At 52.2% G+C, this 26,644-nt stretch carries 22 protein-coding genes; 11 read left to right on the top strand and 11 right to left on the bottom strand.

Annotated features, from left to right (window positions below):
* Positions 1-13: 13 nt before the first annotated feature.
* Positions 14-844, bottom strand: coding sequence for a dihydropteroate synthase (gene folP, locus TREAZ_RS10255; protein WP_245535019.1), 831 nt, complete (start codon positions 842-844; stop codon positions 14-16).
* Between the two features lie 8 nt (positions 845-852).
* Positions 853-2,790 carry a 1-deoxy-D-xylulose-5-phosphate synthase gene (gene dxs, locus TREAZ_RS10260; protein ID WP_015711779.1) on the bottom strand — a complete coding sequence of 646 codons (1,938 nt, stop codon included), beginning with the start codon at positions 2,788-2,790 and terminating at the stop codon, positions 853-855.
* A gap of 350 nt (positions 2,791-3,140) precedes the next feature.
* Here dxs and TREAZ_RS10265 point away from each other — a divergent pair, with 350 nt between their 5' ends.
* The 3 genes from TREAZ_RS10265 (at position 3,141) to TREAZ_RS10275 (ending at position 4,423) form a co-directional block, all read left to right on the top strand.
* Positions 3,141-3,608, top strand: a complete 468-nt coding sequence (locus TREAZ_RS10265) for a VOC family protein (RefSeq protein ID WP_015711780.1) — start codon at positions 3,141-3,143, stop codon at positions 3,606-3,608.
* 189 nt (positions 3,609-3,797) lie between these two features.
* On the top strand, positions 3,798-4,040 hold the full coding sequence (locus TREAZ_RS10270; RefSeq protein ID WP_015711781.1) for a type II toxin-antitoxin system Phd/YefM family antitoxin: 243 nt from the start codon (positions 3,798-3,800) through the stop codon (positions 4,038-4,040).
* Complete coding sequence (locus TREAZ_RS10275) at positions 4,037-4,423, top strand: type II toxin-antitoxin system death-on-curing family toxin (protein ID WP_015711782.1); 387 nt, start codon at positions 4,037-4,039, stop codon at positions 4,421-4,423. The genes TREAZ_RS10270 and TREAZ_RS10275 overlap by 4 nt, the downstream gene beginning before the upstream one ends.
* Before the next feature lie 230 nt (positions 4,424-4,653).
* Here TREAZ_RS10275 and TREAZ_RS10280 read toward each other — a convergent pair whose 3' ends face one another.
* Positions 4,654-9,288 carry a beta strand repeat-containing protein gene (locus tag TREAZ_RS10280; protein ID WP_015711783.1) on the bottom strand — a complete coding sequence of 1,545 codons (4,635 nt, stop codon included), beginning with the start codon at positions 9,286-9,288 and terminating at the stop codon, positions 4,654-4,656.
* Between the two features lie 14 nt (positions 9,289-9,302).
* Entirely contained in the window at positions 9,303-10,907 is a 1,605-nt protein-coding gene (locus TREAZ_RS10285) for a hypothetical protein (RefSeq protein ID WP_043923043.1), read from the bottom strand.
* A gap of 206 nt (positions 10,908-11,113) precedes the next feature.
* On the opposite strand from TREAZ_RS10285, the gene TREAZ_RS10290 reads away from it, so the two are divergent.
* Positions 11,114-11,959 carry a hypothetical protein gene (locus TREAZ_RS10290; protein ID WP_148257790.1) on the top strand — a complete coding sequence of 282 codons (846 nt, stop codon included), beginning with the start codon at positions 11,114-11,116 and terminating at the stop codon, positions 11,957-11,959.
* Between the two features lie 6 nt (positions 11,960-11,965).
* Here the strand turns inward: TREAZ_RS10290 and miaA are convergent, their stop codons facing one another.
* Together miaA and TREAZ_RS10300 are read right to left on the bottom strand one after the other, a co-directional pair.
* Positions 11,966-12,952, bottom strand: a complete 987-nt coding sequence (gene miaA, locus TREAZ_RS10295) for a tRNA (adenosine(37)-N6)-dimethylallyltransferase MiaA (protein ID WP_015711785.1) — start codon at positions 12,950-12,952, stop codon at positions 11,966-11,968.
* A 5-nt stretch (positions 12,953-12,957) separates the two neighbouring features.
* Positions 12,958-13,152, bottom strand: coding sequence for a DNA-directed RNA polymerase subunit omega (locus TREAZ_RS10300; RefSeq protein WP_043923044.1), 195 nt, complete (start codon positions 13,150-13,152; stop codon positions 12,958-12,960).
* A gap of 58 nt (positions 13,153-13,210) precedes the next feature.
* Between TREAZ_RS10300 and hflK the strand changes: the two genes are divergently transcribed.
* The 4 genes from hflK to TREAZ_RS10320 are packed head-to-tail and all read left to right on the top strand — an operon-like array spanning position 13,211 to position 18,265.
* Positions 13,211-14,182 carry an FtsH protease activity modulator HflK gene (hflK, locus tag TREAZ_RS10305; protein WP_015711787.1) on the top strand — a complete coding sequence of 324 codons (972 nt, stop codon included), beginning with the start codon at positions 13,211-13,213 and terminating at the stop codon, positions 14,180-14,182.
* Positions 14,182-15,159, top strand: coding sequence for a protease modulator HflC (gene hflC, locus TREAZ_RS10310; RefSeq protein ID WP_015711788.1), 978 nt, complete (start codon positions 14,182-14,184; stop codon positions 15,157-15,159). Before hflK ends, hflC begins: the two co-directional genes overlap by 1 nt.
* Before the next feature lie 2 nt (positions 15,160-15,161).
* Positions 15,162-16,622, top strand: a complete 1,461-nt coding sequence (locus TREAZ_RS10315) for a protein kinase family protein (protein ID WP_015711789.1) — start codon at positions 15,162-15,164, stop codon at positions 16,620-16,622.
* Positions 16,619-18,265, top strand: coding sequence for a FumA C-terminus/TtdB family hydratase beta subunit (locus TREAZ_RS10320; protein ID WP_015711790.1), 1,647 nt, complete (start codon positions 16,619-16,621; stop codon positions 18,263-18,265). Before TREAZ_RS10315 ends, TREAZ_RS10320 begins: the two co-directional genes overlap by 4 nt.
* A gap of 13 nt (positions 18,266-18,278) precedes the next feature.
* Here TREAZ_RS10320 and nudC read toward each other — a convergent pair whose 3' ends face one another.
* A complete protein-coding gene (nudC, locus tag TREAZ_RS10325) occupies positions 18,279-19,061 on the bottom strand; it encodes an NAD(+) diphosphatase (RefSeq protein WP_015711791.1) in 783 nt (260 codons plus the stop codon).
* 73 nt (positions 19,062-19,134) lie between these two features.
* Between nudC and TREAZ_RS10330 the strand changes: the two genes are divergently transcribed.
* Both TREAZ_RS10330 and amrS read left to right on the top strand, forming a co-directional pair.
* Entirely contained in the window at positions 19,135-19,518 is a 384-nt protein-coding gene (locus tag TREAZ_RS10330) for a hypothetical protein (protein WP_015711792.1), read from the top strand.
* A 30-nt stretch (positions 19,519-19,548) separates the two neighbouring features.
* Complete coding sequence (gene amrS / locus TREAZ_RS10335) at positions 19,549-20,388, top strand: AmmeMemoRadiSam system radical SAM enzyme (protein WP_015711793.1); 840 nt, start codon at positions 19,549-19,551, stop codon at positions 20,386-20,388.
* Positions 20,389-20,761: 373 nt separating this feature from the next.
* Here the strand turns inward: amrS and TREAZ_RS10340 are convergent, their stop codons facing one another.
* Genes TREAZ_RS10340 through ileS form a run of 3 tightly spaced genes read right to left on the bottom strand, consistent with a single transcriptional unit; the run spans position 20,762 to position 25,214 of the window.
* A complete protein-coding gene (locus TREAZ_RS10340; protein ID WP_015711794.1) occupies positions 20,762-21,061 on the bottom strand; it encodes an FmdB family zinc ribbon protein in 300 nt (99 codons plus the stop codon).
* A 12-nt stretch (positions 21,062-21,073) separates the two neighbouring features.
* On the bottom strand, positions 21,074-21,988 hold the full coding sequence (locus TREAZ_RS10345) for a hypothetical protein (RefSeq protein WP_015711795.1): 915 nt from the start codon (positions 21,986-21,988) through the stop codon (positions 21,074-21,076).
* Between the two features lie 22 nt (positions 21,989-22,010).
* Positions 22,011-25,214 carry an isoleucine--tRNA ligase gene (ileS, locus tag TREAZ_RS10350; protein ID WP_015711796.1) on the bottom strand — a complete coding sequence of 1,068 codons (3,204 nt, stop codon included), beginning with the start codon at positions 25,212-25,214 and terminating at the stop codon, positions 22,011-22,013.
* Positions 25,215-25,292: 78 nt separating this feature from the next.
* Here ileS and nth point away from each other — a divergent pair, with 78 nt between their 5' ends.
* Positions 25,293-25,940 (top strand): endonuclease III, encoded by a 648-nt coding sequence (gene nth / locus TREAZ_RS10355; RefSeq protein ID WP_043923046.1) that lies wholly within the window; start codon positions 25,293-25,295, stop codon positions 25,938-25,940.
* Between the two features lie 256 nt (positions 25,941-26,196).
* Here nth and TREAZ_RS18825 read toward each other — a convergent pair whose 3' ends face one another.
* Complete coding sequence (locus tag TREAZ_RS18825; RefSeq protein WP_483459075.1) at positions 26,197-26,421, bottom strand: transposase; 225 nt, start codon at positions 26,419-26,421, stop codon at positions 26,197-26,199.
* Positions 26,422-26,644 lie beyond the last annotated feature (223 nt).

Raw genomic sequence — 26,644 nt, forward strand, 5'->3', positions numbered from 1 at the left:
TATACCATAACGTTTATAGCGAAACGCCTATAGCGTACAGCGCTTTGACAAGGTCTGCGTGTTCTCCGGCATCGTGGACCCTGATGATGTCCGCCCCGCGCATAATGGCGGCGGCATTTGCGGCCAGCGTCCCCGCGAGCCTCCCCTCGGCATCTTTGCCGGTAATTTCGCCGATAAAGGTCTTTCGGGAAAGGGCCATTAATATAGGATAATCATTCACGCGGATTTCCGCAAGCCGATTTATAAGGGCCAGATTGTCGTCTTTCCGCTTGCCGAAGCCTATGCCCGGGTCCAGGATAATGCGATCCCCCCTTACACCCCCCTCCAGGGCACGGCGCGCCGCTCTTTCCAGATAGCCTGCCACCTCCCCCACCACATCCACGTACCAGGGGGAAGCCTGCATATCAGGGGGCTGCCCCTTCTTGTGCATCAGCACCACAGCGGCGCCCCTTTCGGCGCAGAGGGGCAGCATGAGGGGATCGTCCTCCAATGCCGAAATATCGTTGATGATGTCAGCCCCCGCGTCCAGGGCCGCCCTGGCGACAGCCGCCTTGCGGGTATCCACAGAAACGGGGAGGCGGGATTGTTTCCTGAACGTTTTGACAACAGGAATCACCCTGCGGAGCTCTTCTTCTTCGCCGATATACGCGGAGCCGGGGCGGGTGGATTCGCCTCCAAAGTCTATGATGGCTGCCCCGGCCTCTTCGGCCCTCAGGGCATTTTCGACAGCCCTTTCGTCCATAGCCCTCGAGGGCGCGTAGAATGAATCATCGTTGCAATTGATTATGGCCATCACCAGGCAAGGGCCGGAAAAGTCCAGGCCAGAGCCTCCGGGGAGGCTCATGGGGGGCCTCATTTTCCGCCTTCCGCCCAGGCCAGGGATGCATAGGCATTCGCCAGGGCCTTTGAGACAAAGGCGGCAATCCCTTCCCCGTCAAGGCCATTTAGGCGGAGAAGCTCATGGCGCTTTCCCAGGGGGATGAATTTCTCATGGACTGCCAAAACCTGAACCCTGCATGGACAGTTGGACCTGAGGGCAAGCTCGGCCGCATATTCGCCAAAACCGCCGGCCTTGACGCCCTCTTCAACAAAAACCATAAGCTCGTAATCGTCCATGATTCCCGTAAGGTAATCCTCGTCTATGGGCTTCAGGAACCTCAGATTGTAGAGGCCCACGTCAATGCCCATGGCGGCGAGCCTTTGACAGCCGTCCAGAACCTGTTCATAAAGGCTGCCGGTAAAGGCAACGCACACCCGGCGATTTGCCCCGGGCCGACGTATCCAGACACCCCGCCCCTTTACCACCGGCTCAAGGAACGCAGGATCGCCTGCAGGGCAAACATCCTTGGGGTAGCGGATAATGGCGGGCCCGCTATTGGAAAGGCTCCAGCCCAGCATTGCCTCAAGCTCCTCTTTGCCAGCGGGCGCCAGAATAGCCATATTCGGGGCTGAACGGAACAGGGAAATATCAAAAAGGCCCTGATGGGTCTCGCCGTCGTCGGACACAAAGCCTGATCTGTCGAGGGCGAAAACTACGGGCAGATTCTGGAGGCACACATCATGGATGACCCCGTCCACCGCCCTCTGCATAAAAGTCGAATAAATTGCTGCCACAGGCCGTAAACCCCGGGCTGCCAGGCCGGCCGCAAAAGTCACCGCGTGGGCCTCGGCAATGCCGGCGTCAAAAAAACGCCCGGGAAAAGCCTGCTTAAAAAGGTTAAGGCCGGTACCCTTTTCCATAGCCGCCGTAATAGCCGCTACCCTGCCGTCGCCCTGCCCTGCCTTGAGGAGAGCCTCGGAGAACACCTGGGTAAAAGCCGACAGGCTGCCACCCGGTTCGGACAAAGCAGGCTCGGCCAAACCCTCGCTCGCAAGGAACGAAGAAACCCCGTGGTATTTCCCCGGATCGTTCTCCGCGAAACCATAGCCCTTGCCCTTGCGGGTGATGACATGGATGACCACAGGCTTCCCCAGATTGCCCGCGTCCCGGATCACTTCGGCAAGCTGCTGAATAGCGTGCCCCCCGATAGGGCCCACATATTCAAAACCCAGATCAACAAAGAAGTTGTCAGTATAGAAAACAGCCTTAATAGCCCGCTTGAGCCGCACCACCATATCGAAGAAAAGATCCCCGATATAGGGGATTTTCTTTGCCATATTGTCAAAATTCCTGCGGAAACGCTGGTAATTGGATTTCATGGAAAGGCGGCTCAGATATTTGGAAAGCCCCCCAACATTGGGGCCTATGGACATCTTGTTGTCGTTGAGGATCACCACCAGGGGAAGGCCAAGCTGGCCCGCGTGGGAGAGGGCCTCGTAAGCCAGGCCCCCAGTAAGGGCGCCATCGCCTATGACCGCCGCGACCCGGTTGTTCCCCCCCTGGATGCGGTCCGCAGCCAAAAGGCCCAGGGCCGCCGAAATCGAGGTTGAAGCATGGCCGGTATTGAAGCTGTCGTGGGGGCTTTCTGATGATTTGGGGAAACCCGCAAGGCCGTTAAGGCGGCGCAGGGTGTCAAACTCGGTATAACGGCCTGTGATGAGCTTATGGGCATAGCACTGATGCCCCACATCCCAGACGATTTTGTCCTGGGGGGAATTAAAAACCCGGTGCAGGGCTATAGTCAGCTCCACAACCCCCAGGTTCGAAGCCAAATGCCCCCCATTCCGGCTGACCGTGGCAATTATGCACTCCCTGATTTCAGACGCCAGCAGGTTCAATTCAGAAAAACTCAGCTTTTGAAGATCCTGGGGAGACTTAATACCCGCCAAAAGGGGTTCATTCAACTGCATAGAAATAAATATACACCATTTTGAAGGATTTTATGAGAGGATTATAGAAAATACGCCAATTCAACTGGATCGACAGTCAGGAAACTCGGGCAGCCAAGCGCCCGGGTCTCCAAACCGTCATTTGTTCTTGTGTCGGTTTTTCCTGAGCTTCTTCTTGCGTTTGTGCGTCGCAATCTTCCGCAGTTTGCGTTTTCTTCCGCAGGGCACTTCAACGTCTCCTCGGGCTTTACAGCCCCCTAACTTAAGATGAATCCTGTTGTTCAGGTAGTCTTGATAGTATGGAACAGAGGCTTGGAAATGTCAAGACCTGGTGATAATCTTGATGATAATCTGTTTTATAGGAGAATATTATGGCAGGAACATTAGGCACTCAGGTAGTCACCCAGGTCGGCTTTGTCGTGAAGGACGCAGCAAAGACAAAAAAGAAGTGGGCCGAATTTTTCGGCGTCAAAGAGCCTCCCCTGGTGGACGCGGGGGATTATGAAATCACCCAGACCAAGTACAAGGGCAAGGCCGCGCCCAAGGCAGGCTGCACCATGGCCTTCTTCGACGTGGGCCCCAATATGCAGCTGGAGCTGATCCAGCCCAACGGCGAAAAAAGCACCTGGCAGGAATTCCTCGACAAGCACGGCGAAGGCATACACCACATCGCCTTCCAGGTCAAAGGCATGGACAAGGTTATCAAACAGGCCGAAGGCTTCGGTATCAAATGCGCCCAGCGCGGCAAATACGGCGACGCCTCCGGGGAGTACGCCTACCTGGACGGAACCAAAGACCTCAAGTGCATTGTGGAACTTCTGGAGAGCTTTAAGAAATAAGGCGGGCCTTGTTTTTGGGGTTGCATGGAGAATTAGCAGCAGGAAGAAGTTAAAGAAGGAAGCCGAATGTGCCTTGACGATCCACGAATTTTGTTCTTTCCTCTTGTTCGGCTTCTTTGAACGGTACTTGCTTGCCTGTAGGTTGAATTTTACCTAAGATCTGGTATGCTAAAAAGCAGGAGAACAACAATGAAAATTGATACTGCCAATATGCTGTCCATTTCTGAAGCTAATCAGAATTTTTCCAAGGTTACCCGAATGGTCGATAAAAACGGCTCCGCAGTTATCCTGAAAAACAATGTGCCTCAGTATGTGGTTATTCCTTTTAAGGTTGCGGAACAAGCCCAGTCCATGGCTGATGATGATTTATTTGCCCTTTCCGACAAACTGATGAAACAAAACAAAAAGGTGTATGAGGAATTGGCGAAGTGAAACGCATCCTGGGGCAACAGATTATTGAAATACATCGCAGGCTTATCAATCAAACAGGCGGAATGGAAGGGGTGAGGGATAGTAATATGTTGGATTCCGCAGTAATGTCCCCTTTTCAAACATTTGGAGGCGCGGACCTTTACCCTAATTTGCATGCCAAGGCTGCTCAAATGGGGTATCAGCTTATAAACAACCATCCTTTTTTCGATGGAAATAAACGTACCGGAATACATATCATGTTTCTTTTTTTGCTGATTAACGATGAAAAAATAATCGCTACAAACAAGGAAAAAATTGAGTTGGGGCTGAGCATCGCAGAAGGGAAAATCAATCCTCAGGAGATAATCCTTTGGCTTGATGCTCATGCGAAAAAGATACGATGAATTTCCATTTCCCATGGAGAATTAGTTAATACACTGACAAAGTACTATGATTTTATGCGCCGGACAAATCAACAACCTTGCGGCAAAGAATAAGAGTTTTAACCGCAAGGTCGAAAAAGTTAAGGAAGGAATACCTCCGGGTGGAGAAAATCATTCAGTATCCAATACAGTGTACCCGGTCCGTCCAAAAAGCCTGGAAACTTCCCAGACGGACCGGGATCATAATCCAACTAGTCCGAAGCCGCAGCCTGTACTGCCCCCGAGGCCGCGTTTGCAGCGGGTATGGGAGCTCCGTTGAAATCCGTTTCAGGATAGTCATCAGGGCGTGTTGTTATTACCCCCAATGCGCCTGCCTTTGGTTTGAAGCTTGACAGTTCAAAGGGAAGCTCGCTCACTTGCACATCGCCATCGGTAAAGGTCCATCCGCTTTGGCTGGTTCCGGTTCCGTTCGGCTTGTCCGTCACATTAAAGCCACCTGATGTTGGCGACGTACCGGAGCTGTTGTATACGATGGGCCCATAATAACTTGCGGTATTCCCATAAAAGATATTGCCGGTAAGGGTCAGGGTTCCACCGTACTTATAAATTGCACCGCCATAGCCGGATGTGTTATTATAGAAGGTACAACCCTGCACAGTGAGTACGCCGTCGCTGTGGTAGATAACCCCGCCGTTTGATCCGGCTTTATTCCCGCTAAAGATGCAGGACTGGAGGGTCAGGTTCCCGGTATTCCCTATGGCAGTTCCATAGTAACTGGTAGTCCGGTTCCTGAAGTGGAACCTTTTGATAACTACAGTCGTACTCGAACCACTTATATAAAATAACTGCGATGTATTGCCGGTTCCGGCAATACCGCTGCCGTCAAGAATAACACCGTTCCCTTCGATGGTTATGCTCTTGGTGATCTGGGGCAGAACAGTGGCAAGGTTGATAACGTTCCCGGTGGGCAGCATTACCTTGATGGTGTCTCCGTCAGATGCGTTGGTCAGGGCTGTCCGCAAGGTGCCTGTCCCGGTATCCGCAGCGTTGGTAACCTCACTGCCGAATACCGCCCTGACAACAGTATCGCCGCTTATCGTTAGGGTGTATTGTTTCGGAGTTGGCTGCGTCGGCAGCTGGGTTCCGTTCAGAGTCCAGTACAAAAATGTTTTGCTTCCCTCTGTTGCTTCCAGGGTTACCGAGGCGCCGAAGTCATAAAAACCGTCTGTATTTACGCTGCCCGCAGTTACACTGACTGTACCTGAGCCACTTACCCCGTAGTCCAGGTAATACCCTGTTGAAACAGCCTGTACTGCCCCTGCCGCCGCATTTGAAGCGGGTATAGGATCGCCGTAGAAGTCTGTTTCAGGATAGTCCTCAGGGCGTGTTGTTATTACAGCCGGAATGCCTGTTTTTAATTTAAAGCTTACAGGTCCAAAGGGTATAGAGCTCACCTGTGTATCACCGCTGGTAAAGTTCCAGCCGCTCTGACTGCTTTCGGTTCCGTCCGGCTTGTCCGTCATATTAAAGCCGCCTGATGTTACCGTACCGCCGCCTACGATGGGCCCATAACTTGCGGTATTCCCGTAAAAGATATTGCCGGTAAAGGTCAGGGTTCCACTGGAGCTATAAATTGCGCCGCCACTATAACCGGATGTGTTATTGTAGAAGGTACAACCCTGCACGGTGAGTGCGCCGCCGTTGTGGTGGTAAACCGCCCCGCCATAAGCGTTTGATGCAGTAGTTTTATTCCCGCTAAAGATGCAGGACTGGAGGGTCAGGTTCCCACTATTCCGTATGGCAGCGCCATAGACACTGTTAGTCCGGTTTCTGAAGTGGACCCTTTTGATAACCACACCCGCGCTTGAACCGGTATTCAATAACTGCGAGTAATTACCGGTCTCGGCAATGCCGCTGCCGTCTAGAATAATACCGTTCCCTTCGATGGTTATGCTCTTTGCGATCGATGGCAAAACACTGGTAAGATTGATTACGCTCCCGGCAGGCAAAGTTACCCTGATGGTACCTCCGTCAGATACATTGGTCAGAGCTGCCCGTAAGGTTCCTGTCCCGCTGCCATCCGCAGCGCTGGTAACCTCATTGTAGAATACCGCCCTGACAACAGTATCATCGTTTATTGTTAGGGTATACAGATTCAGCGTTGGCGGCGCCTGCATCTGGGTTCCGTTCAGCGTCCAGTAATGAATCACTTCCATACCGTTCGCTGCCTGGAGTGTTACCGAGGTGCCGGGATTGTAAAAACCGTCCTCATTGGCGCTGCCTGAGATTATATTGACTGTGCCCGAGCCGTTTGCCCCATAATCAAGGGCATAGCCTGTAACCGCAGCCTGTACCGCTCCTGCCGCTGCATTTGAAGCGGGTATGGGATCGCCATAGAAGTCCGTATCAGGATAGTCCTCAGGACGCGCTGTTATTACACCCGAAGCGCTCTTTCCCGATTTAAAGCTTACACGTCCAAAGGGTATGACGCTTACCTGTGTATCGCTACTGGCAAAGGTCCATCCACTCTGGTCGGTTCCGCCTGGATGGTCCGTCACATTAAAACCGCCTGATATTACCGTACCCCATTGATTGATTACGATAGGTCTATATAATGATGCAGTATTATCGTAAAAGATATTGCCGGTAAGGATTAGGGTTCCGAAGTCGTTATAAATCGCACTGCCAGAATAATTGGATGCATTAGATAGATTTTTGTAGAAGGTACAACCCTGCACGGTGAGTGCGCCGCCGTTGTGGTAGATAACCCCGCCAGCGGCATTTGATGCGGTAGTTTTATTCCCGCTAAAGATGCAGGACTGGAGGGTCAGATTCCCACTATTCCGTATGGCAGCGCCATAGTCACTGTTAGTCCGGTTTCTGAAGTGGACCCTTTTGATAACCACACCCGCTGAACCGATATTCAATAACTGCGAGTAATCACCGGTCTCGGCAATGCCGCTGCCGTCAAGAATAACACCATTCCCTTCGATGGTTATGCTCTTGTTAACTTCGGGCAGAACACTGGTTAGATTGATAACACTCCCTGCGGGCAGAGTTACCCTGATGACGCCTCTGTCAGATACATTGGTCAGGGCCGCCCGCAAGGTGCCTGTCCCGGTATTATTAACGCTGGTAACCTCGTTGCAGAATACCGCACCGACAGCAGTATCGCCGCCCATCGTTAGGGTGTATTGTTTCGGCGTTACCTGTGCAGGCAGCTGGGTTCCGTTCAACGTCCAATACCAAAATACTTCATTTCCGTCTGTTACTTCCAGGGTTACCGAGATGCCGGAATCGTAAAGGCCGTCTGCATTGGCGCTTCCCGCGTTTACACTGATCATGCCGGAGCCACTTACCCCTAAGTCCAGGTAATACCCTGTTGAAACAGCCTGTACCGCCCCTGCCGCCGCATTTGAAGCGGGTATGGGCTCGCCGTAGAAGTCCGTTTCAGGATAGCCCTCGGGGCGTGTTGTTATTGCAGCCGGAACGCCTGTTCTTAATTTAAAGCTTACAGGTCCAAAGGGTATAGCGCTTACCTGTGTATCACTGCCAGTAAAGGTCCATCCGCTTTGGTCAGTTCCGGCTCCATCCGGCTTGTCCGTCATATTAAAGCCGCCTGATGTTACCGTACCGCCACCGCCGTATACAATGGGTCCCCCATATGTTGCAGTATTCCCGTAAAAGATATTGCCGGTAAAGGTCAGGGTTCCGCCGTACCTATAAATTGCACCGCCATAAGAGCCGGATGTGTTATTATAGAAGGTACAACCCTGCACGGTGAGTGTACCGCTAGTATAGACAGCCCCACCATATGAGCCGGTAGTTTTATTCCCGCTGAAAATGCAGGACTGGAGAGTCAGGATCCCGTCATTCCGTATGGCAGCGCCATAACCACCACTGGTAGTCCGGTTTCTGAAGTGGACCCTTTTGATAACCACAGCCGCGTATGTGTTGCTTATATTCAATAACTGCGACGTATTGCCAATGCCGCTGCCGTCAAGAATAACGCCGTTCCCTTCGATGGATATGCTCTTGTTGATTTCAGGCAGAGCATTGGTTAGAGTGATCACGCTCCCAACGGGCAGCATTACCTTGACAGCGCCCCCGTCGGACACGTTGTTCAGGGCCGCCCGAAAGGTGCCTGTCCCGCTATCCGCAGTGCTGGTAACCGTAATCGCTTCAAAATTTGCGGGGGTAAAGGTGTATGTTACGCTGCTTGTCAGGTTCTTGTAGATGTGGAGAATCTCATGTTTCCCCGCATTGTTGTCTTCAAAGGTTAAGGCGGTTACCACCCGGTAATACCCGGCATTCAGAGCCAGGGCGCCGATAGCCGGATCAGAAACTATAAAGTCCAGGGTCTGCTCCGCTGTCCCACCGTCGGAAAGGGGCGTTATGGTCATTTGCGCAATCGCAACCCATCCCGGGTAGTTTACGGTATAGGCAAAAGTCCCCTCTCCCTCGCTGACAATCGCGTTCAGGGCAACGGGTTTGCTTACCGTTGTCCCCGCAACGATCTGGATATCGGATTCGCTTCCCCTGGCTGCCGGAACTAATTCCTCCCCAGGGCCGGTGATATAGGCAGTTATCTCCAGAGCCCAGGTTCCCTGCGCAAGCTCAATGGCCTCGCCTATTTCCGCCCTGGTTTTGGAAACGATGACCGGGCTCTGCCCCCCGGCAGTGAAGGTCAGATCAAATTTCTCAAAATCGTTTATGTTTGCTGCAGGCAGAATCGTCCGTCCTGTACTAAGGCTGTCAATCTTCAGAACGAAAAGACCGGTTTGAGAATTCCCGTTCAGGGATGTTTCCGGTGAAGCGATATTATCACAGCTTGCCATAAAAAGCGCGGCGATTATCAATGCCAGTATTGTTGTTTTTCGTTTCATTTTTTTCTCCTCCCTTATTGCTGCACCAGGAAGTCAACGGTCTTTGAATACCACACACCGCCCTTTACAACTTCCACGCTTAATGAATGTTCTGCCTTGCCGCCGTATACGGGATTGGCCGCGTACAATGTAAGGCTGCTGCCGATTTCGCCCACAAGTTCTCTGCCGTCCACCAGCCACTGTATGCTTGTGTATTGGCTGCTGTTGGTCAGTGTAATCGTCGCGGTTGTGCTGCCGCCGGAACCGTCCTTGTCCAGAATTATGTCCGGTAAAGTAATATCCACATCGGCAATCTGGGTAAAGCTTAGATCGAGGGTAAGGTCTCCCGCTCCTGACCTTTTAAGCACCGTTACGGTTCTTGATGCGGGGGTCAAGGCATAGCCTTCTTTTGCCACCGCCACGCTTACCGGGCCGCCTGCGGTAATCCCGCTCAGAGCCAGGTCATAAATGCCGCTCCCGGTCCTGGCAAGCACGCCTTTTATCGCGCTGGTAGTTCCGGCAGTCAGGGTGATGTCCCCGGAATCAAGGCCGTCAATGTCCTTGTCAAAAGTCAATGTCAGCTTTGTTGTAGTTGCGGAGGCGGAACCGTTGGCGGTCAAAGCGCTGAACGCTACCGCGATCTCGCTGGGCTCTGTGTAGAAAAACACGGTCACGGTTTTCGACCCAGGGGTAAAGGCATAGCCTTCTTTTGCCACCGCCACGCTTACCGGGCCGCCTGCGGTAATCCCGCTCAGAGCCAGGTCATAAACACCGGTTCCGGTCCTGGCAAGCACGCCTTTTATCGCTCCGGTAGTTCCGGCAGTCAGGGTGATGCCCCCGGCGGAAAGGCCGTCAATGTCCTTGTCAAAAGTCAATGTCAMCTTTGTGGTAGTTGCGGAGGCGGAACCGTTGGCGGTCAAAGCGCTGAACGCTATCGCGATCTCGCTGGGCTCTGTGTAGAAAAACACGGTCACGGTTTTCGACCCAGGGGTAAAGGCATAGCCTGTTCTTGCTACCGCCACGGTTACCGGGCCGCCTGCGGTAATCCCGCTCAGGGTCAGGTCATAGACGCCGGTTCCGGTCCTAGCAAGCGTGCCTTTTATCGCGCTGGTAGTTCCGGCAGTCAGGGTGATGTCCCCGGCGGAAAGGCCGTCAATGTCCTTGTCAAAAGTCAATGTCAGTTTTGTGGTAGTTGCGGAGGCGGAACCGTTGGCGGTCAAAGCGCTGAACGCTGCTGCGGTCGCGCTGGGATCTGTGTAAAAAAACACGGTCACGGTTTTCGATGCGGGAGCAAAGGCATAGCCTGTTTTTGCCACCGTTACGGTTACCGGGCCGCCTGTAGTAATACCGCTCAGAGCCAGGTCATAGACGCCGGTTCCGGTCTTGGCAATCGCGCCCTTTGCCGCGCTGGTAGTTCCGGCAGTCAGGGTGATGTCCCCGGCGGAAAGGCCGTCAATGTCCTTGTCAAAAGTCAATGTCAGTTTTGTAGTAGTTGCGGAGGCAGACCCGTTGGCGGTCAAGCCGCTGAACAAAATATCCACATCGCCGCCGCCGCTGCCTCCTGAGGGGTTTGAACATCCAAAAAATAACGATACTGCCGTCAACAGCAAAGCTGTCTTCCAAAGCACTCTCTGTTTCATAACACCACTCCTTTGGTAGGGCTTGAGTACACTTTAAATAATCGAAGCAGAATCTTAGGAATCAAAATAAAATTCTTTCATCCGCTTCAAATTCCATTACAATGAATTTATATGCATTGTAACAAGTATTAGTCAATCACTATGCATAGAATTGCATGCTAGTTGCATGGAAATACCCCTATTAAATTGAACATGGGGTTTTGATCATGGTGCCATTTAAACCGTCTGTCCACCGAATGTATTTCATTGACAAGAAAATACGGGAAAACTTCTATCCCACGACGGTATCTTTAGCCCGGGATTATGTGGAAAAGTATGGACAATCGGTCAATTCCCGAACCATTGCAGGCGATATTGCCTCCCTAAAAGCGAAATTTCATGCTCCTTTAAGTTATGACTATCAGAAAAAAGGATATTTCTATACCAATCCCAACTTCCAGCTTCCTGTTTTAAAGGATGACCCTGAAGATCCACTGCCAACTATGGCCGCCGAGGTCCATCCCCGGACAGCTGCCATTCCGGAATGGCAGCAAGCTTTCATTGCCTCTTTGGTGGATAAGGTATTGCCCTTTCCGAAGGGACAAAATCAGTCCAAGGGCAAAGCAAGTGTGCTGTTGAATAACATGGTCTTGGATACGGATTTCGGGGCAGTTGCACAACCCCTGATGCATGCGCTAAACAGCAATACCGCCGTCCGGCTTAGTTATGCCTTTTCCGGGAAAAAACCGATTGAGAAGATCTTTAGGCCGATACACCTGATTTGCGCGCTGGAAATGAATCTCGTCTTTGGAACAATAAAAGAGGAGAAGCGGGAACGATATGCCCTGCTGTACCTCGACCGCATTCGGGAAGTCAGCCCCTGTGGTAAAATGACCGCCCCTCCCTCCTATGTCGCCGTACAGACCATAAGAAGCCGGGATATTGAGGTGGTCATTGCTCTGGAAAAGTCTGATGTACTACTGATTTTTACCTGCGCCCCTAATAACGCTCCCGCAAAGTTCCTTCCCGAATACACACTGCTGGTACAAACGGAGATTTTTGCGGAACACTAATTCCGCTTATTGATTAAAAAACCCTTCCAGTTCCCGTTTTATCGCGTCCGCCGCCTGGTTTTCCCCAACCCCAATGTCTATCCACCTGACCCCCGGAATTGATGCGAAGAAGGTGATCTGCCGTTTGGCGTAATGGCGGCTGTTTTGGGCAACAAAGGCTTCCACTCCGGGAATATCCCGGGAAATCCTGTATGCCCCGTCCGGTTCATCTATAAAAAACTCTTTATACCCTATGGCCTTCAACCCCGGGTCTGCCGGGGTATAACCGGCGTCAAAGAGCCGCTGCGCTTCCGTGGGGAGGCCGGCTTTGAACATGGCGGAGCAGCGGGCGTTTATGCGGCGGTAGAGATCCTCGCGTTCGCGTTTCAGGCCAAGGATGAGGAATTGGCTGGGCGGTTGTTTTTCACCCCCCTCTGGGCGGGAACCGGGGCTGTAGGAGCTTAGGGGCTTCCCGGTAAGACGGAAGACTTCCAAGGCCCGCAGAAGGCGATATTCGTCGTTGATGTGGATGCGGGCGGCGCTTATGGGGTCGGAGGCAGCCAGCTCGTCCATCAACGCACGGGCGCCTTTTTCTTTCAATTCCCCTCTTAACGCGAGGCGTATGGCTGCGTCCGAGGGAGGCGATTCGGGGAGGCCCATGATGAGGTTTTTGAGGTAGAAGCCGGCGCCCCCCGAAACCACCGGCAAGGCCCCTCTGTTTGCGGCTCCCTGGATGGCTTCGGAAGCCAGGCGGACAAATTCGCCTGCGTTGAACTGCTCTTTGGGGTCGCGGATGTCTATGAGGTGATGGGGGAGCCTGGACTGCTCTTCAGGGGAAGGCTTGGCGGTGCCTATATCCATGCCTCGGTAAACCTGCATGGAATCGGCGGAGATTATCTCGGCAGGGCAGATCCTGTCCTTGATAAAAAGTTCTCCTATAATAGAAGTTTTGCCTGAGGCTGTGGGGCCAAAGAGGATGAGGGCTTTTTTGGGGGGAACCGGGAACGCCGGCATAGGGCCTATTCGTCGCTTAGGCGGAATTGTATCTCGTCGGTAAAGACCTGGCGGGCGGCCAGGGAGACTACTTTACCGTCGTTTTCTCCGATTTCGGGGTCCTTCAGCATGGAAAGCTGATAGGAACGGCGTGAAGCGGCTGAGGTAATCTCGTACATGTTCTTGTCGTATTCGATAAGTTCTTCAAGGGGGAATATCATATCAATAACTATATATTTTTTTGAAAATTGTGTAAAGTAACAGGAGACGGAGGCGCCTATGGCCATTTTCACGCCGCCCAAAGCGGCGAAATTCCTCAATCCCGGGACAATAGCTTTGACTATCATAGTCATTGCTGTTCTCATCTTCTTGTTTACCAGTTTCTACATCGTGGATCAAACCGAGGAAGCGATAGTTACCCGTTTCGGGCGTTACTCAACCACCACAGGACCGGGGCTGCATTACAAGCTTCCCTTCGGCATTGACAAGCAGTACATCGTAAATGTCAAAAGCGTCCAGACCGAACAGTTCGGTTTCAGAACCCTTACCTCCGGAATATCCGCAACTTATTCCGGCAATGCGATTGAATCCACCATGCTCACCGGGGATCTCAACATTGTTACTGTGGAGTGGATCATCCAGTACAGGATAGTTGATCCCATGGCATGGACTTTCAATGTGAACGAGCGTTCCCGGACTATAAGGGACGTATCCAGATCGGCCATCAACATGCTGGTGGGCGACAGGGCCATCATGGACATCATGGGGCCTGAGCGGAGCGCCATCGAAGCGGCAGGCGCCGAATTCATGAACGAAACCTTCCGGGGGTACGGCCTGGGAATCGACGTCATCGCCGTAAAGCTCCAGAACATCGATCCACCCCAGGGAGTGCAGGAAGCCTTTGACGATGTGAACAAGGCGGAGCAGGACATGAACCGCCTCATCAACGAAGGCCAGCAGGTTTACAACGAAGAGATCCCGAGGGCCAGGGGCGAACGCGAACGGCTCATTCAGGAGGCTCAGGGCTATGCCGCAGAAAGGGTCAACAAGGCGATAGGGGACGTGGCCCGCTTCAACGCGGTTTTCGAAGAATACCGCCGGGCTCCCGAAGTTACCCGCCAGAGGCTCTACTACGAAATGATAGAAGAAGTGTTCAAGGATGATAAAGACACGGTCATCATAGACAGGCAGTTCAACAACTTCCTTCCCTTACGGAATTTGGGCGGTTCGGCTTCGGAAGGGGGAAGATAATGAAAAAGTTTTTTACCTTTATAATTGTACTTGCGATTATTGTGATTGCGGTCCTTATCATGGGGCCCTTCTATGTTGTTGATGAAGGGGAGCTCGCAGTAATAGTGCAAATGGGCCGCCTCACGGATGTAATAACCGAAGCAGGGCTTCATATCAAAGTGCCCTTTATCGATGATGTAGTGCGCTACCCGAAGCGCATCATGGCCTGGGACGGGGAGCAGAAAAGCATGCCCACCAGGGAAAAGCAGTACATCTGGGTGGATGTTACCGCCAGGTGGCGGATCTCGGACCCCAAAAAGTTTTATGAATCCATCAAAACCATAGACGCGGCCTACCAGAAGCTGGCTGAGGTTATAGATTCCGAAGTGCGTACTGTCACAGCCGAAAATTATCTCCGCGAATCAGTGCGTAATTCCAACATGATACTTGAACAGCTTCAAAACAGCGAAGCCGCCGCTTCCGAAGGCGAGAACATCCTTACACCGCAGGTAATCGAAAGCGAAGGCACCAGGGAGCCCATTTTAAGGGGCCGCCGCCAATTGGCGGAGGAAATTCTTGCCCGCTCGCGGCGCATGGTCCCCGAATACGGCATTGAGCTTATCGATGTGGTAACCCGGCAGATACGCTACAACGACGAACTTACCCAAAGCGTGTACGCCAGGATGATCAAGGAACGGAACCAGATTGCCCAATACCGCCGTTCGGAAGGAGAAGGCAAAAAAGCCGAGTGGATGGGCCGCATGAGCAACGAGAGGATGTCCATACTTTCGGATGCCTATGCCAAGGCCGAGGCCATAAGGGGCGCCGCGGATGCCGATGCTTCGCGCACCTATGCCGAAGCCTACAACAGAGACAGGGACTTCTTTGATTTCTGGAGGGCTGTCGAATCCTACAGGACTACGCTTCCCAATTTCGACAAGACCCTTTCGACAAACATGGATTATTTCAGGTATCTCTATTCGCCCAGAGGTAGATGAGAATGACAGAAAGGATTTTCAATTTTGACCTGGACGGAAAAAAGGAATTGGGTTTCGACACGGGCCTGGATGCCCAGGCTTTTGCCCAAGCCAAAATGGCGCAATTTATCACCCAGAAGGGATGGATTGTTTTTCCCGACAGGCGGATGGAAACCTGGAAAGCTTCCGGAGTATACGAGAAAGAAACCATGATCATCTGGGGACCTGCATTTCCGGGGGAAAGTCTCGATGCCCTCGTCAGGGATGGCAACCGCAAGGATGAAGCCCTGGACGCTATACGGCTCTGGATAACAGCCAGGGCCATGATAGGGCAGACAGAATTCCTTTACCCCGGCGCCAGCGGCGTTTTCGTCGTAACGGAAACGAGTGCGGATTATCCAAAAGGAACCTTGCTCTTCCCCCCCGAAAGGCTTGTGAAGCGCTGCATCGAAGCCCAGGGGAACGAAGCAATTGTCGCGGCCCAGCAGTGGGTGCATCCAGATCTTAAAAATGATGAGGAAACTGTTTTCAGCGCAGGCGCCATGCTCTATGCGGTCTTCTGCGGGGCGCCTCCTTTTTACCGGGAAAATGATGAAGTGCTTCGTCAGGATATACGGGAAGGCGTGTTCATGCGTCCGGGGCTGGCAGCCCCGGGGTTTGACGCAGAATTGGCCGCCCTTATCGCTGACGCCATCAGCCCTATAAAGAAAAATCCCGATGCAAAGAAACGGCCTTCGCCCGATATGCTGAACGAAGCTTTGGGAAGCCCCGGGTCAAAAAAAGCCTTATCCTGGTTTACTGCGCTTTCGGAAGAGGAACTGGCTAAAATACGGATTGAACAGGGACAAAATAAAAAAAACAGGGAACTGAAAGTAAAAACCAGGCGTTTTGTGGCGCGGAACACTGCCATCCTCATAAGCTGCGCCGCCCTGGCTTTGGTGATCGTTTTTGGCACCAGGGGATATATAAACCACCAGAAAGATCTCCCCAACACCAAGGGCATGGCCCCCGTCCAGGTTGCGGAAACCTACTATGGCGCTTTTGAAAATTTGGATCATACCCAAATGGAAGGATGCGTCATCAACAAAGCCGGAAAAGGCGACATTGATATGGTGATAAATCTTTTTGTCATTACCCGGGTAAGGCAGGCGTACGAAACCTATTCGGAAGCAAATTATGCTGCCCAAAAATGGCTTGACGACGGTTCCCCTGTTACGGACCGAACCGTCTTTGGCGTTACGGGCCTTAAGCTCACGACCCTTGACAGCGATGAAAGCGACGGCGAAGTCAGTTTCCGTGCAGCCTATACCCTTTGGGTTCCGGCCAACATGGCCGGGGATAGCGAGCCTCCGAGCTCGGAAGAAATCATGAAACCGGATTATGTCCCGCCCCAGCCAAAGGGATTGGAATATACCGACATACTAAAAATTGCATACCATAACGATTCCTGGCGCATTTCCGAAATTTCGAGAAGCGAAAAATGAGAGGTGGTTTTGAGCCTCTCGTCGAAGAAGCTTTTAAGCAAACATCCTTTGAGCTCATTGATACAGAAGGAGAAAGGCCGCGTTTCATAGACGGGCGGCTCTTTATCCCCCCTGGTTTATTAAGCCAGGCGGCGGAAGAAGGCTTTCGGAGGCTTTCTTTTTTTTTCAGGGAGTCCCATCTTGCCATGCTGGCAGAACAGCTTGCGCTTGCGGAAAACGACAAAAAACCTGGCAATGATGGTTTTGTGTTAAATGCCCTGCTCCGCAATGCAGTGATTGCCGCAAAAGGGGAGCTTGCCCTCTGCCAGGACACGGGAACCGCCGTCATCTACGGCTGGAAAAGCGAAAACGTTTTTACCGGTTCCGGGGATGACGATGCCTGGCTTGAATCAGGCATTGGCGCGGCGTACAAAAAAAACAATTTGCGCTTATCCCAAATTGGGGCTTCTTCTTTTCTTGATGAATTCAATACCGGGAACAACCTCCCTGCCCAAATCCAGATACACGCGTCAGGGAAAAATCCTGTTTACCGTTTTTTATTCATAGCCAAGGGAGGAGGGTCTTCCAATAAGACAAGCCTTTTTTCCATGACCAAATCCCTGCTTGAAGAGCAGGCATTTGAGAAATTTCTTGAAGAAAAAATCAAGGCCCTGGGGACGGCTGCCTGCCCCCCTTACAGGCTGGCAGTGGTGGTTGGAGGAACCAGCCCGGAATTCAATTTGGAAGCCTGCAAGCTTGCAAGCGCCGAAGCCCTTGATAGTGCGCCCTATTTTGAACCGGGGGAAGACAAGGAAAAATCCGCAAGCCTCCCATGGATACGACGGGACAAACAGTGGGAAGAGAAAGCAATGAGTATCGGAAGGCGCACGGGCCTGGGCGCGCAGTTTGGCGGATCAAGCCTGCTCCTGGATGCCAGGGTTTTAAGGCTTCCAAGGCATGCGGCTTCCTGCCCTGTCTCCATAGGCGTCTCCTGCGCGGCTCACCGCAATCTTTATGCGTATATCGACAGCGAAGGGCTGCATTTGGAAAAAACCGTAACAGACCCGGCAAAATTTTTAAAAGAACGCGGCATCAACCTTAAAACCTTTGACAGCAATACTGCTATCATTAAGCGTATTAGTGTTAATAAGGGCATAAAAGAGGTCTGCAAAGAATTAAGTAATTTCAATGTGGGGGATAAAATTCTCCTTTCGGGCAAACTCCTCATGGCACGGGATGCGGCCCACTTAAAATGGCACAATCTCCTGAAAGAAGGAAAAGCCCTGCCCGAATATCTTTATGCGTACCCTGTTTACTACGCAGGGCCTGCTGCAACTCCCCCCGGCAAGGTTATCGGGAGCCTGGGGCCGACCACTGCGGGGCGCATGGATCCGTATGGAGAAGAATTCATGTCCCGGGGCTGCTCCCTCGTTACTGTGGCAAAAGGCAACAGGAGCGCTGAATGGAAGAAACTCTGCAGCAGCTATGGGGCATTTTACCTTGGAACCATAGGCGGAGCCGCAGCATTGCTGTCAGAAGAAAATGTAACCGGAAACGAGCTTTTGGATTACCCGGAATTGGGCATGGAAGCGGTAAGGCTCATCACGGTTAAGGATCTGCCTGTTTTTATCATTATTGACAATAAAGGGAATAGCCTGTACTAGGCTTTTTGGCATCTTATAAAGCCCCGTCCAGCCAAAGCCCGATAAGGTACCGCGAGACCGACCCGTTTCCGGGCAGGGGCGGCAGCTTTTCCCTGGAGAACCAGCGGGCGTCTTCGATTTCTACGCCGTCAGGCTTGATTTCCCCCCCTGCATAACGGGCAGTAAAACCCAGCATAAGGGAATTCGGGAAAGGCCAGGGCTGGGAACGCACATAACGGATGCCGGTGACATCAATATTTACTTCTTCTTTGGTCTCACGGGCCACAGTAGCCTCCAGGCTTTCTCCGGCCTCGTTGAAACCTGCGATGAGGCTATACACCCCGCCTACGAATTTCTTGTTGTGCGCCAACAGGGCTTCGCCCTTGTCATTGACGATGATGGTGATCACCGCCGGAGAAATCCTGGGGAATTCCAGGCGGCCGCAGGCAGGGCATTGGCGGGCCAGCTCTCCTGTTTCCGCATCCTTGTTCGGATTCCCACAAGTGCCGCAAAAACGGGAATCCTGCCTCCAGAGGGCTATGTGGTAAGCCCTGAGCATGCGCCCCACCTGCCCTACCCCGTCAGCCATGACGCCCCCGGTCATGGAATCCAGGGCCTGCCGCAGCGGCACAGATTTCCATTCCGGCGGGAGGGGCACGGAATTTTTCAGCATGATGGCTGAAATATCATCCGAACCGTCCACAGAAGGAATGGTAAAACAATCCCCCTTATCTTCATCTATAATGCCGGCATTTGGGCCTTCGGGAACAACGAGATTATTCCCCTGGAAAATTAAAGTTGTGTTTGCATCGCTCAAGTTTGCGCTCCCGTTTTTGGCAGTTTGATTAATCGGTCTTGTATAAGTATACTTATACTAATGGAGTGATGTAATGGTTTCAAGTTACCTCGAATACCTGCCCATGAGCGATATCGCCAAATACAGCAAAGGGCCGCCTGCAAACGGGGTCCCCTTTTCGGGTTATCCCCAGCAGCATCCCACTGAAAAGGACAAACTCATCCTGATTTACGACCCTGTAGGGGCTAACCCGACGGTCATGGAATTCAAGCTGTCCGACGTGCTCCATGTGGAGGAGGTCCCCTCGGCGGTCACAGAACAGGGTGAAGGCGTTCCCCTGATAAAACTCTGGATACGCAAGGGCGCGCATGGCGTGATCCTGGAGCCCTTCGAGGTTGATGAGCCTATCAAATTCATCCAAAAGAGCCGGGAATTCCGTGAAGATTTTATGAAGCCCAAGGCTCCTGCAAAAATGTAATGCCCTCACCCCGCTTTTTTTCTGTATTGGATGAAGAAAAAAAGAACCCTGATATGCAGGCTCTGCCCCCATCAGTGCACCATAAAGCCAGGCGCCAGGGGTCTTTGCAAGGCCCGCCTTAATGAGGGGGGCGCCCTAAAAATCCCCCTCTATGGTTTCATCACCGCCCTTGCGCGGGACCCGATTGAAAAAAAGCCCCTTTACCATTTCCGCCCGGGATCGACCATACTTTCCATTGGATTTGCGGGCTGCAACCTCCGCTGCCCATTCTGCCAAAACTGGCATATTTCCCAAAACATAGATACCCGGGGGCGCCACGTCAGCCCCAGGGAGATCATCGCCATGGCAAAAGCCGAAGCAACTCCCCAGGTTGCATACACCTATTCAGAACCCCTTATACACATTGAATTTCTATTGGACGCCATGAAGGAAGCCCGCAATAATGGGGTTGCCAATGTGCTGGTAACAAACGGCTGCATAAACGCTGAAGCGGCGGAAGAAATTCTTAACCTGACCGATGCTGCCAACATCGACCTCAAATGCTTTTCCGGTGAAACCTATGCCAAGACCCTGGGAGGGGATCTGGATACGATCCTTGCCTTTATCTCCAGGGCCCACGAAAAGGGCGTGCACATAGAGCTAACCACCCTGGTTGTGCCCGGCTTGAACGACAGCGACGAAGAGATGGACAAGGCCGCGGATTTCATTGCCGGAATTTCCGGGGAAATTCCCTGGCATCTGTCCGCCTACCACCCGGACTACAAATGGAACGCGCCTCCCACCGATCCGGCCCGCCTCAGGACCCTTGCAGAAAGAGCCAGGCAGAAGCTGTCCCATGTCCATATGGGCAACCTACGGTTTGATGCCTAAAACAGATGGAACACCAGTGCCCCGATAACAAGGAAGAGGGCCAAGATTGCAGTAAGGTAAACCCATAAGGGCAGGGAGCCTGCGGGATGCCGGGTTTCTTTCTCTTGAGGGAAGGGGATGAGCCTGGCCCCCGGAGGGGCTGAGTAGCCGCAGACAGGGCAGCCGTCGCGGAAGAGGCCCTCTTCGCCGGTGAAGCTGCAATTGGGGCAGCGGACCGAGGCGAATATTTTTCCGCAACTGGGACAGTTTTTGGCATTAAGGGGGACTTCGGAGCCGCAGCTTTCGCAGAAAAAACGGGGATTTTTGGAACCCTTTTTTTTACCGGCTGCCGGAATTTTTTATCCCCTTCAATTTTCGGAGCTTCAAGCTTTTTCTAGCTGTTGGCAGCTTTGGGGCAGGATGAATCGGCACAGCCTGCGCAGGCCGGGGCCGGGCTTGATGCGTCCTTTTTTTCAGGTTTATCAGACTTGCCTGAAGCAACACTGCCGCTCCCACCCTTCTTGTCGGTAACGTAAAACCCGGAACCTTTAAAAATAATGCCGGTTCCGCCATTGATGAGGCGCCTCAGTTCCTTGCCGCACTGTGGGCAGATTTTGAGTGGCGCATCGCTCATGCTTTGGAAAGCATCGAAGGTGTGACCGCAGCTTTTGCATTCATATCCATAAGTCGGCATGGCATTTCCCTTTTATTTACTAGAATATACTGAAAAGGAGTTAAAAAGTAAAGCGATTTCTTTTGTATCCAAAACCCCTGAACGCAGGCTGAGATCCGCCCCGTCCTGAACCGGGATATTGGCAAAAAGCAGGGGCAGGACGCCCCCGGACGCCTCGCTGCCCGAGGCATTGCCTATGAACATGCGGGCCATGGCAAAAAGAGTAACAAGGGCTTTTGCCTGGCTTGGGGAGGGGGTTCTGATACGGGCTGCAAGCTCCCACTTCTCATCTCCACCGGGGGGAGCTCCGCTGACAGTTCCCCCTGCCCGTGCAGCCCCGAAGAAAAATTCTTCCGCAGGGATCTTGATGGGAATCTCCATGGCCTGGAGGAAACGGTTCAAAGCTTCCCCAGGCTCGGGCATCCAGCCTGCAAAAACGCAAGCCCTGCGGAATTCTTCAAAGCCCTCAGGACTTGCCGCGCCCCCCGGGGCAAAAGGATCTTTATCGGTCGCCAGGGCAAGCTTTGACCCCATGGCTACGCCAAGGCCCCAGCCTTTGGAAAACCAGAATTTCTTTCCTGTTTCGGATTTGGCATGCTTCCAGTCCCGGCTAAAGGCCATGGAAATACCTGCCCTGGTACTGGGGTAAGAACCCCAGCCTGCCAGAAAGAAACGCTGGGCTGCCTGTTCAGGGTAAAAGGCCGCAGCAGCAGTCCCTGTCCTGTCCAGCACATCCCGGGCGTCCTTGCCGTCCAGCCCCTGAAAGGAGAGGGCATCCAGAAGGGGCCTCCCCTCTTTCACATCAGCCCAAAGATACACCCGCGCCCCCAGGGGGAGAAGGCCAAAACCGGGGCTTCCGTCCTCATTCGGGCTGGCGGCTTTGGGGGATGAGGCGCAAGAGGCAAAAACCAGAAACAAAATAAGGAAGATACACGGGTTCTGATGCATAAAAACCCGCCTGTAAAAGATTTTAAACCTTTTCAATCTCAACCTTCCAGTTTTCGTCCCCTGCTTCTATATCTGCCATTTTTCCTGATTCGCCCCAGATCACTTTTGATGCCAGGGTCTCGGAAGACACATAATCCGCAAAAGCTTCCCAGGCTGCTTTTAGCTTTTCCGATCCGAAAATTTTAAGCGTAATCCTGTCAGTGACTTCGAAGCCCGATTCTTTCCTGAGATTCTGCACACCCCGGACAAGATCCCGGGCATCCCCTTCCATTGACAGTTCTGCGCTTAATTCAGTATCAAGTCCAACAGTGAGAGTGTCTTCGTTGAGCACTTTAAGGTTTGCCTTTTCGATACGCCGTATATCGAGCTTTTCCGCAGTTATCTCTACCGAGCGGCCTGCTGCCTCAATGGAAAGGACAGAGCCTTCAAGTATGCCCTGGATCGCGGACTGGCTTAAGGCGGCAATAACTTCCGCTGCAGCCTTCATATCTTTGCCAAGTTCTTTGCCGAGGATGCGGAAATTGGCTTTGGCTTCGTATTCAACAAGGTCTTCCTCGTTATCCCTGAATACTACGTTTTTAACGTTGAGTTCTTCCCTGATGATCTCTTCCATTTCGAGGAGGACTTTTTTTTCTTCAGGGTTGCGGGTTACAAGTTCCACAGTCTTGAGGGGTTGGCGTACTTTGATATTGTACTGGGAACGGAGGGAACGGCCCATGGAGACTGCGTGCTGTACCGATGCCATCTTGAATTCCAGATTCTTGTCCCTGATTCCTTCCCTGGGCACAGGATACGAAGCCAAATGGATGGACTCGGGATCGCTTTCGCTGCGGAGGTTCTGCCAGATGGTATCGGTTATAAAAGGCATAAAAGGCGCCGCCACTGTGATGAGGGTCTTGAGGGCGCTGTAGAGGGCGCCGTAAGCTTCGAGCTTGTCGCTGTCATTTCCGCTCTTCCAAAACCTGCGCCTTGAACGGCGTATGTACCAATTGTTGAGAAGATCGATGAATTCCAATATGGGATCTACTGCACGGGAAAGATCATAGGTATCAAGGGCAGCTGTTACTTTTTCTACCAACGCCTCGGCCACAGAGAGTATCCATTTATCCAGAGGGTTGGAAGGATTCTCGGGCGCGCCCTTTGGGCTCACCTTGTCGATGTTTGCATAGGTAACAAAGAAGCTGTAGGAATTCCAGAGGGGCAGGATGATGCTCTTGAGCACATCCTTGACGCCGTCATCGGTGAACTTGAGCTCTTCGGCTTTTACCAGGGCAGAATGCACCAGGAAAAGGCGCAGGGCATCAGCGCCGAAACTGTTCACCAGCTCCATGGGGTCGGTGTAATTCTTAAGACTCTTGCTCATCTTTTTGCCGTCTGCGGCAAGCACCAGTCCCCCTACCACGCAATTCTTGAAGGCGGGCTTTTTAAAAAGCGCTGCGGCAAGGATGGTGAGGGTGTAAAACCAGCCCCTGGTCTGATCCAGGGATTCGTTTATAAAATCCGCAGGAAAATGGCTGTCGAAAAATTCCTTGTTCTCAAAGGGATAATGATTTTGCCCGTAGGGCATGGCACCCGATTCGAACCAGCAGTCCAGTACTTCGGGTATCCTTGTCATGGTTCCCTTGCAATCCCTGGCGCCGCCGCCTTTTTCCGTGGAAACTTTGGAGCAGGGAATGGTGATCTGATCCACAAAATGCTTGTGGAGATCTTCGGGGGCCTGACCGCTCAACTCCTTGAGTTCCGCCCTGCTCCCTATGCAGATGGTTTTTCCGCAGTCGGGGCAGCGCCAGATGGGAAGGGGGTTCCCCCAGTAACGGTTGCGGCTGATGGCCCAATCCCTGGCGCCTTCGAGCCATTTGCCGAAACGGCCTGTCTTGATATGCTCGGGGACCCAATAAATTTGGCTGTTGGCGTCAAGCATATCCTGCTTGATTTTTTCCACATCTACAAACCAGGAACCCACAGCCCGGTAAATAAGAGGATGGTCGCATCTCCAGCAGTGGGGATAGGCGTGGAGTATCTGATCCCGCTTGATGAGTTTTCCCTCAGCCTTGAGGCGATCCATGATGGCCTTGTCCGCATCCTTCACAAAGACGCCCTGATAGTCGGGTACTTCGCTGGTGAAACGGCATTCAGCATCTATGGGGCATATCACGGGAACGCCGGTGCCTTTTAAGACCCTGGCGTCGTCTTCGCCGAAACCGGGGGCGGTGTGGACAATTCCTGTACCGTCTTCGGTGGATACAAAATCGCCGGGGTAGGTACGGAAGGCGTTCTGTTTCGCCGCATCCTTGAAATAGGGAAAGAGAGGTTCGTATTGAAGGCCGATAAGCTCCGCCCCCTTCTGCCGCCAAATTATGGTATAGTCCGACGGATTTTTGTAATACGCCGGGAGCCGGGATTCGGCGAGAATGTAATTATCATTTCCGTCTTTTACCAATACATAGTCGATATCCGGCCCCAGGGTAAGGGCCAGGTTCGAGGGCAGGGTCCAGGGGGTGGTGGTCCAGGCCAGAAGATAGGTAGAGCCATCGGCGAGAGAAGCATTCAGAGGTTCATCTGCGGCGTGGGAATCAGGCGCAACACCGGTAATTTTAAAGCGCAGGGTAATCGCCGGATCATGGACATCCTTGTAGCCCCCCAGGTTAAGTTCATGGTTGGAAAGAACTGTAGCGCAGCGGGGACAATAGGGCAGGATATAGTGGCCTTCGTAGATGAGGCCTTTTTCCCAGAGGGATTTCATGACCCACCAGATGGTTTCCATATAATCGGGGTCCATGGTTTTATAGTCATTGTCAAAATCCACCCAGCGGCCCAGACGGTTAATCACAAAACGCCATTCTTTGGTATAGCGGAGTACCGAAGCCCTGCAGGCCTCGATAAATTTAACCACCCCGAACTTTTCAATATCAGTCTTTGAATTGAGGCCCAGTTCCTTTTCGATAAGGTTCTCGACAGGGAGGCCGTGGCAGTCCCAGCCGAAACGGCGCTCCACTTTCTTCCCCTTCATGGTCTGATAGCGGGGAATAATGTCCTTTATGGTATTGGGCAAAAAATGGCCAAAATGGGGAAGCCCTGTGGCAAAGGGGGGACCGTCATAAAAAACAAACTCGTCGCCCTTGGCCTGGGAAACAGACTTTTCAAAAATATGGTTTTTTTCCCAAAAAGAGAGTATGGCCTCTTCCAGTTTGGGAAAACTTGCTTTAGGATCTACTGCTTTATACACTGAAATTCCTCCGAAGTTTATCCAGTATTGCATGAAATGGGGCTTCTTTTCCAGTATGGGATTATGTATCATATTGACATGAGTACTGAAACTCTCCCGGACAAAAAGGCGCGCCTCCAAATGGTGATGAAAACACTCGGGCCCCTCTACCCGGATCACAGGCCCCTGCTCGATTTCGAAACCCCATTTCAGCTCCTGGTTTCCACGGTGCTTGCGGCCCAATGCACCGATGCCGCAGTCAACATCGTAACCAGGGAACTTTTCAGCCGCTTTCCCGATCCCGCAGCCTTGGCAGAAGCCCCTCTTCCGGAACTGGAAAAGATAGTCCATTCCACGGGTTTTTTCAGGGCCAAGGCCCACAATATAAAAGCCCTCTCCAGGCAGCTTCTGGAAAAACATTCCGGCGAGGTACCGGACACCATGGAGGGGTTAACAGCGCTTCCCGGCGCGGGGAGAAAAACCGCCTCAGTGGTGCTTTCAACCTGCTTCGGCATTCCTGCCATTATCGTGGATACCCACTTTTCAAGAGTCACCAAACGTCTGGGCTTTACCCATTCCGATCGCCCCGAGGAAATTGAAAAGCATTTAGCGGCCATAACGCCCCGGGACGAGTGGATAGCCGTGAGCCATGTGCTTAACCGCTTCGGCAGGAACACTTGCTATGCGCGTAAGCCGGACTGCGAAAATTGCCCGGTTAAAAGGCTCTGCCCGGAAAGTGCCGTCTGAACCAAGGGTTGAGCTTCGCGTTTGGAAGCAAAGAAAGAATTTTGACTGCGAAGTCGCCAAAGGCACGCAAAAGAAGAAGAAAGAAAAAATAGATCCAGTGTCTTTTCCCGCAGCTACGATTACCCGGCTCTTTTCGTCAACTATGGCTATCCCGTTATATCCCTGTATTACCCCATGCGGCCCTTTTATTTTTGCGCTTTCTTTGTCAGTTTCTTTATGTATTCCTGATAATTCCTTACTGGCCTGGGAACTTAGTTTACAGCCATCCATCGCAAATGTCTTGCCGCCTATTAGTTTCAATTTTGTGATAACTATAAAAAATTATTTTAAGCATTATCCTTGGATCAACGGCGCTTGCGCCGGTTAAATCATTTTTATAGGTATCATCAAACGGACTTAAATCAATTTCATTGTCTACTATTCTGCTCATTGTCCATTCAAATGTTCCCGGAATAATTTGCTCTTTTAGATTTACGATCAGAAAATGCCCGTTTCTTTGGTGGTTTCTTTATACTTTGCCGGATCCCCGGCACAGGTAGAAAGGATAAGGGCCAGCGACGTAAAAACAGTAAAAACAAACCATGCTTTCTTCATACCGGTACCCTTTGCGGATTTTGACAGAAATCACGGTACATTTGTCAATGGCGGCTCGCGGCGTTACAGGACCTTGTTAAAATCAACAAAATATGCTATTTTCCTATAAG

This window comes from Leadbettera azotonutricia ZAS-9 (assembly GCF_000214355.1).
GTDB classification, from domain to species: Bacteria; Spirochaetota; Spirochaetia; order Treponematales; family Breznakiellaceae; genus Leadbettera; species Leadbettera azotonutricia.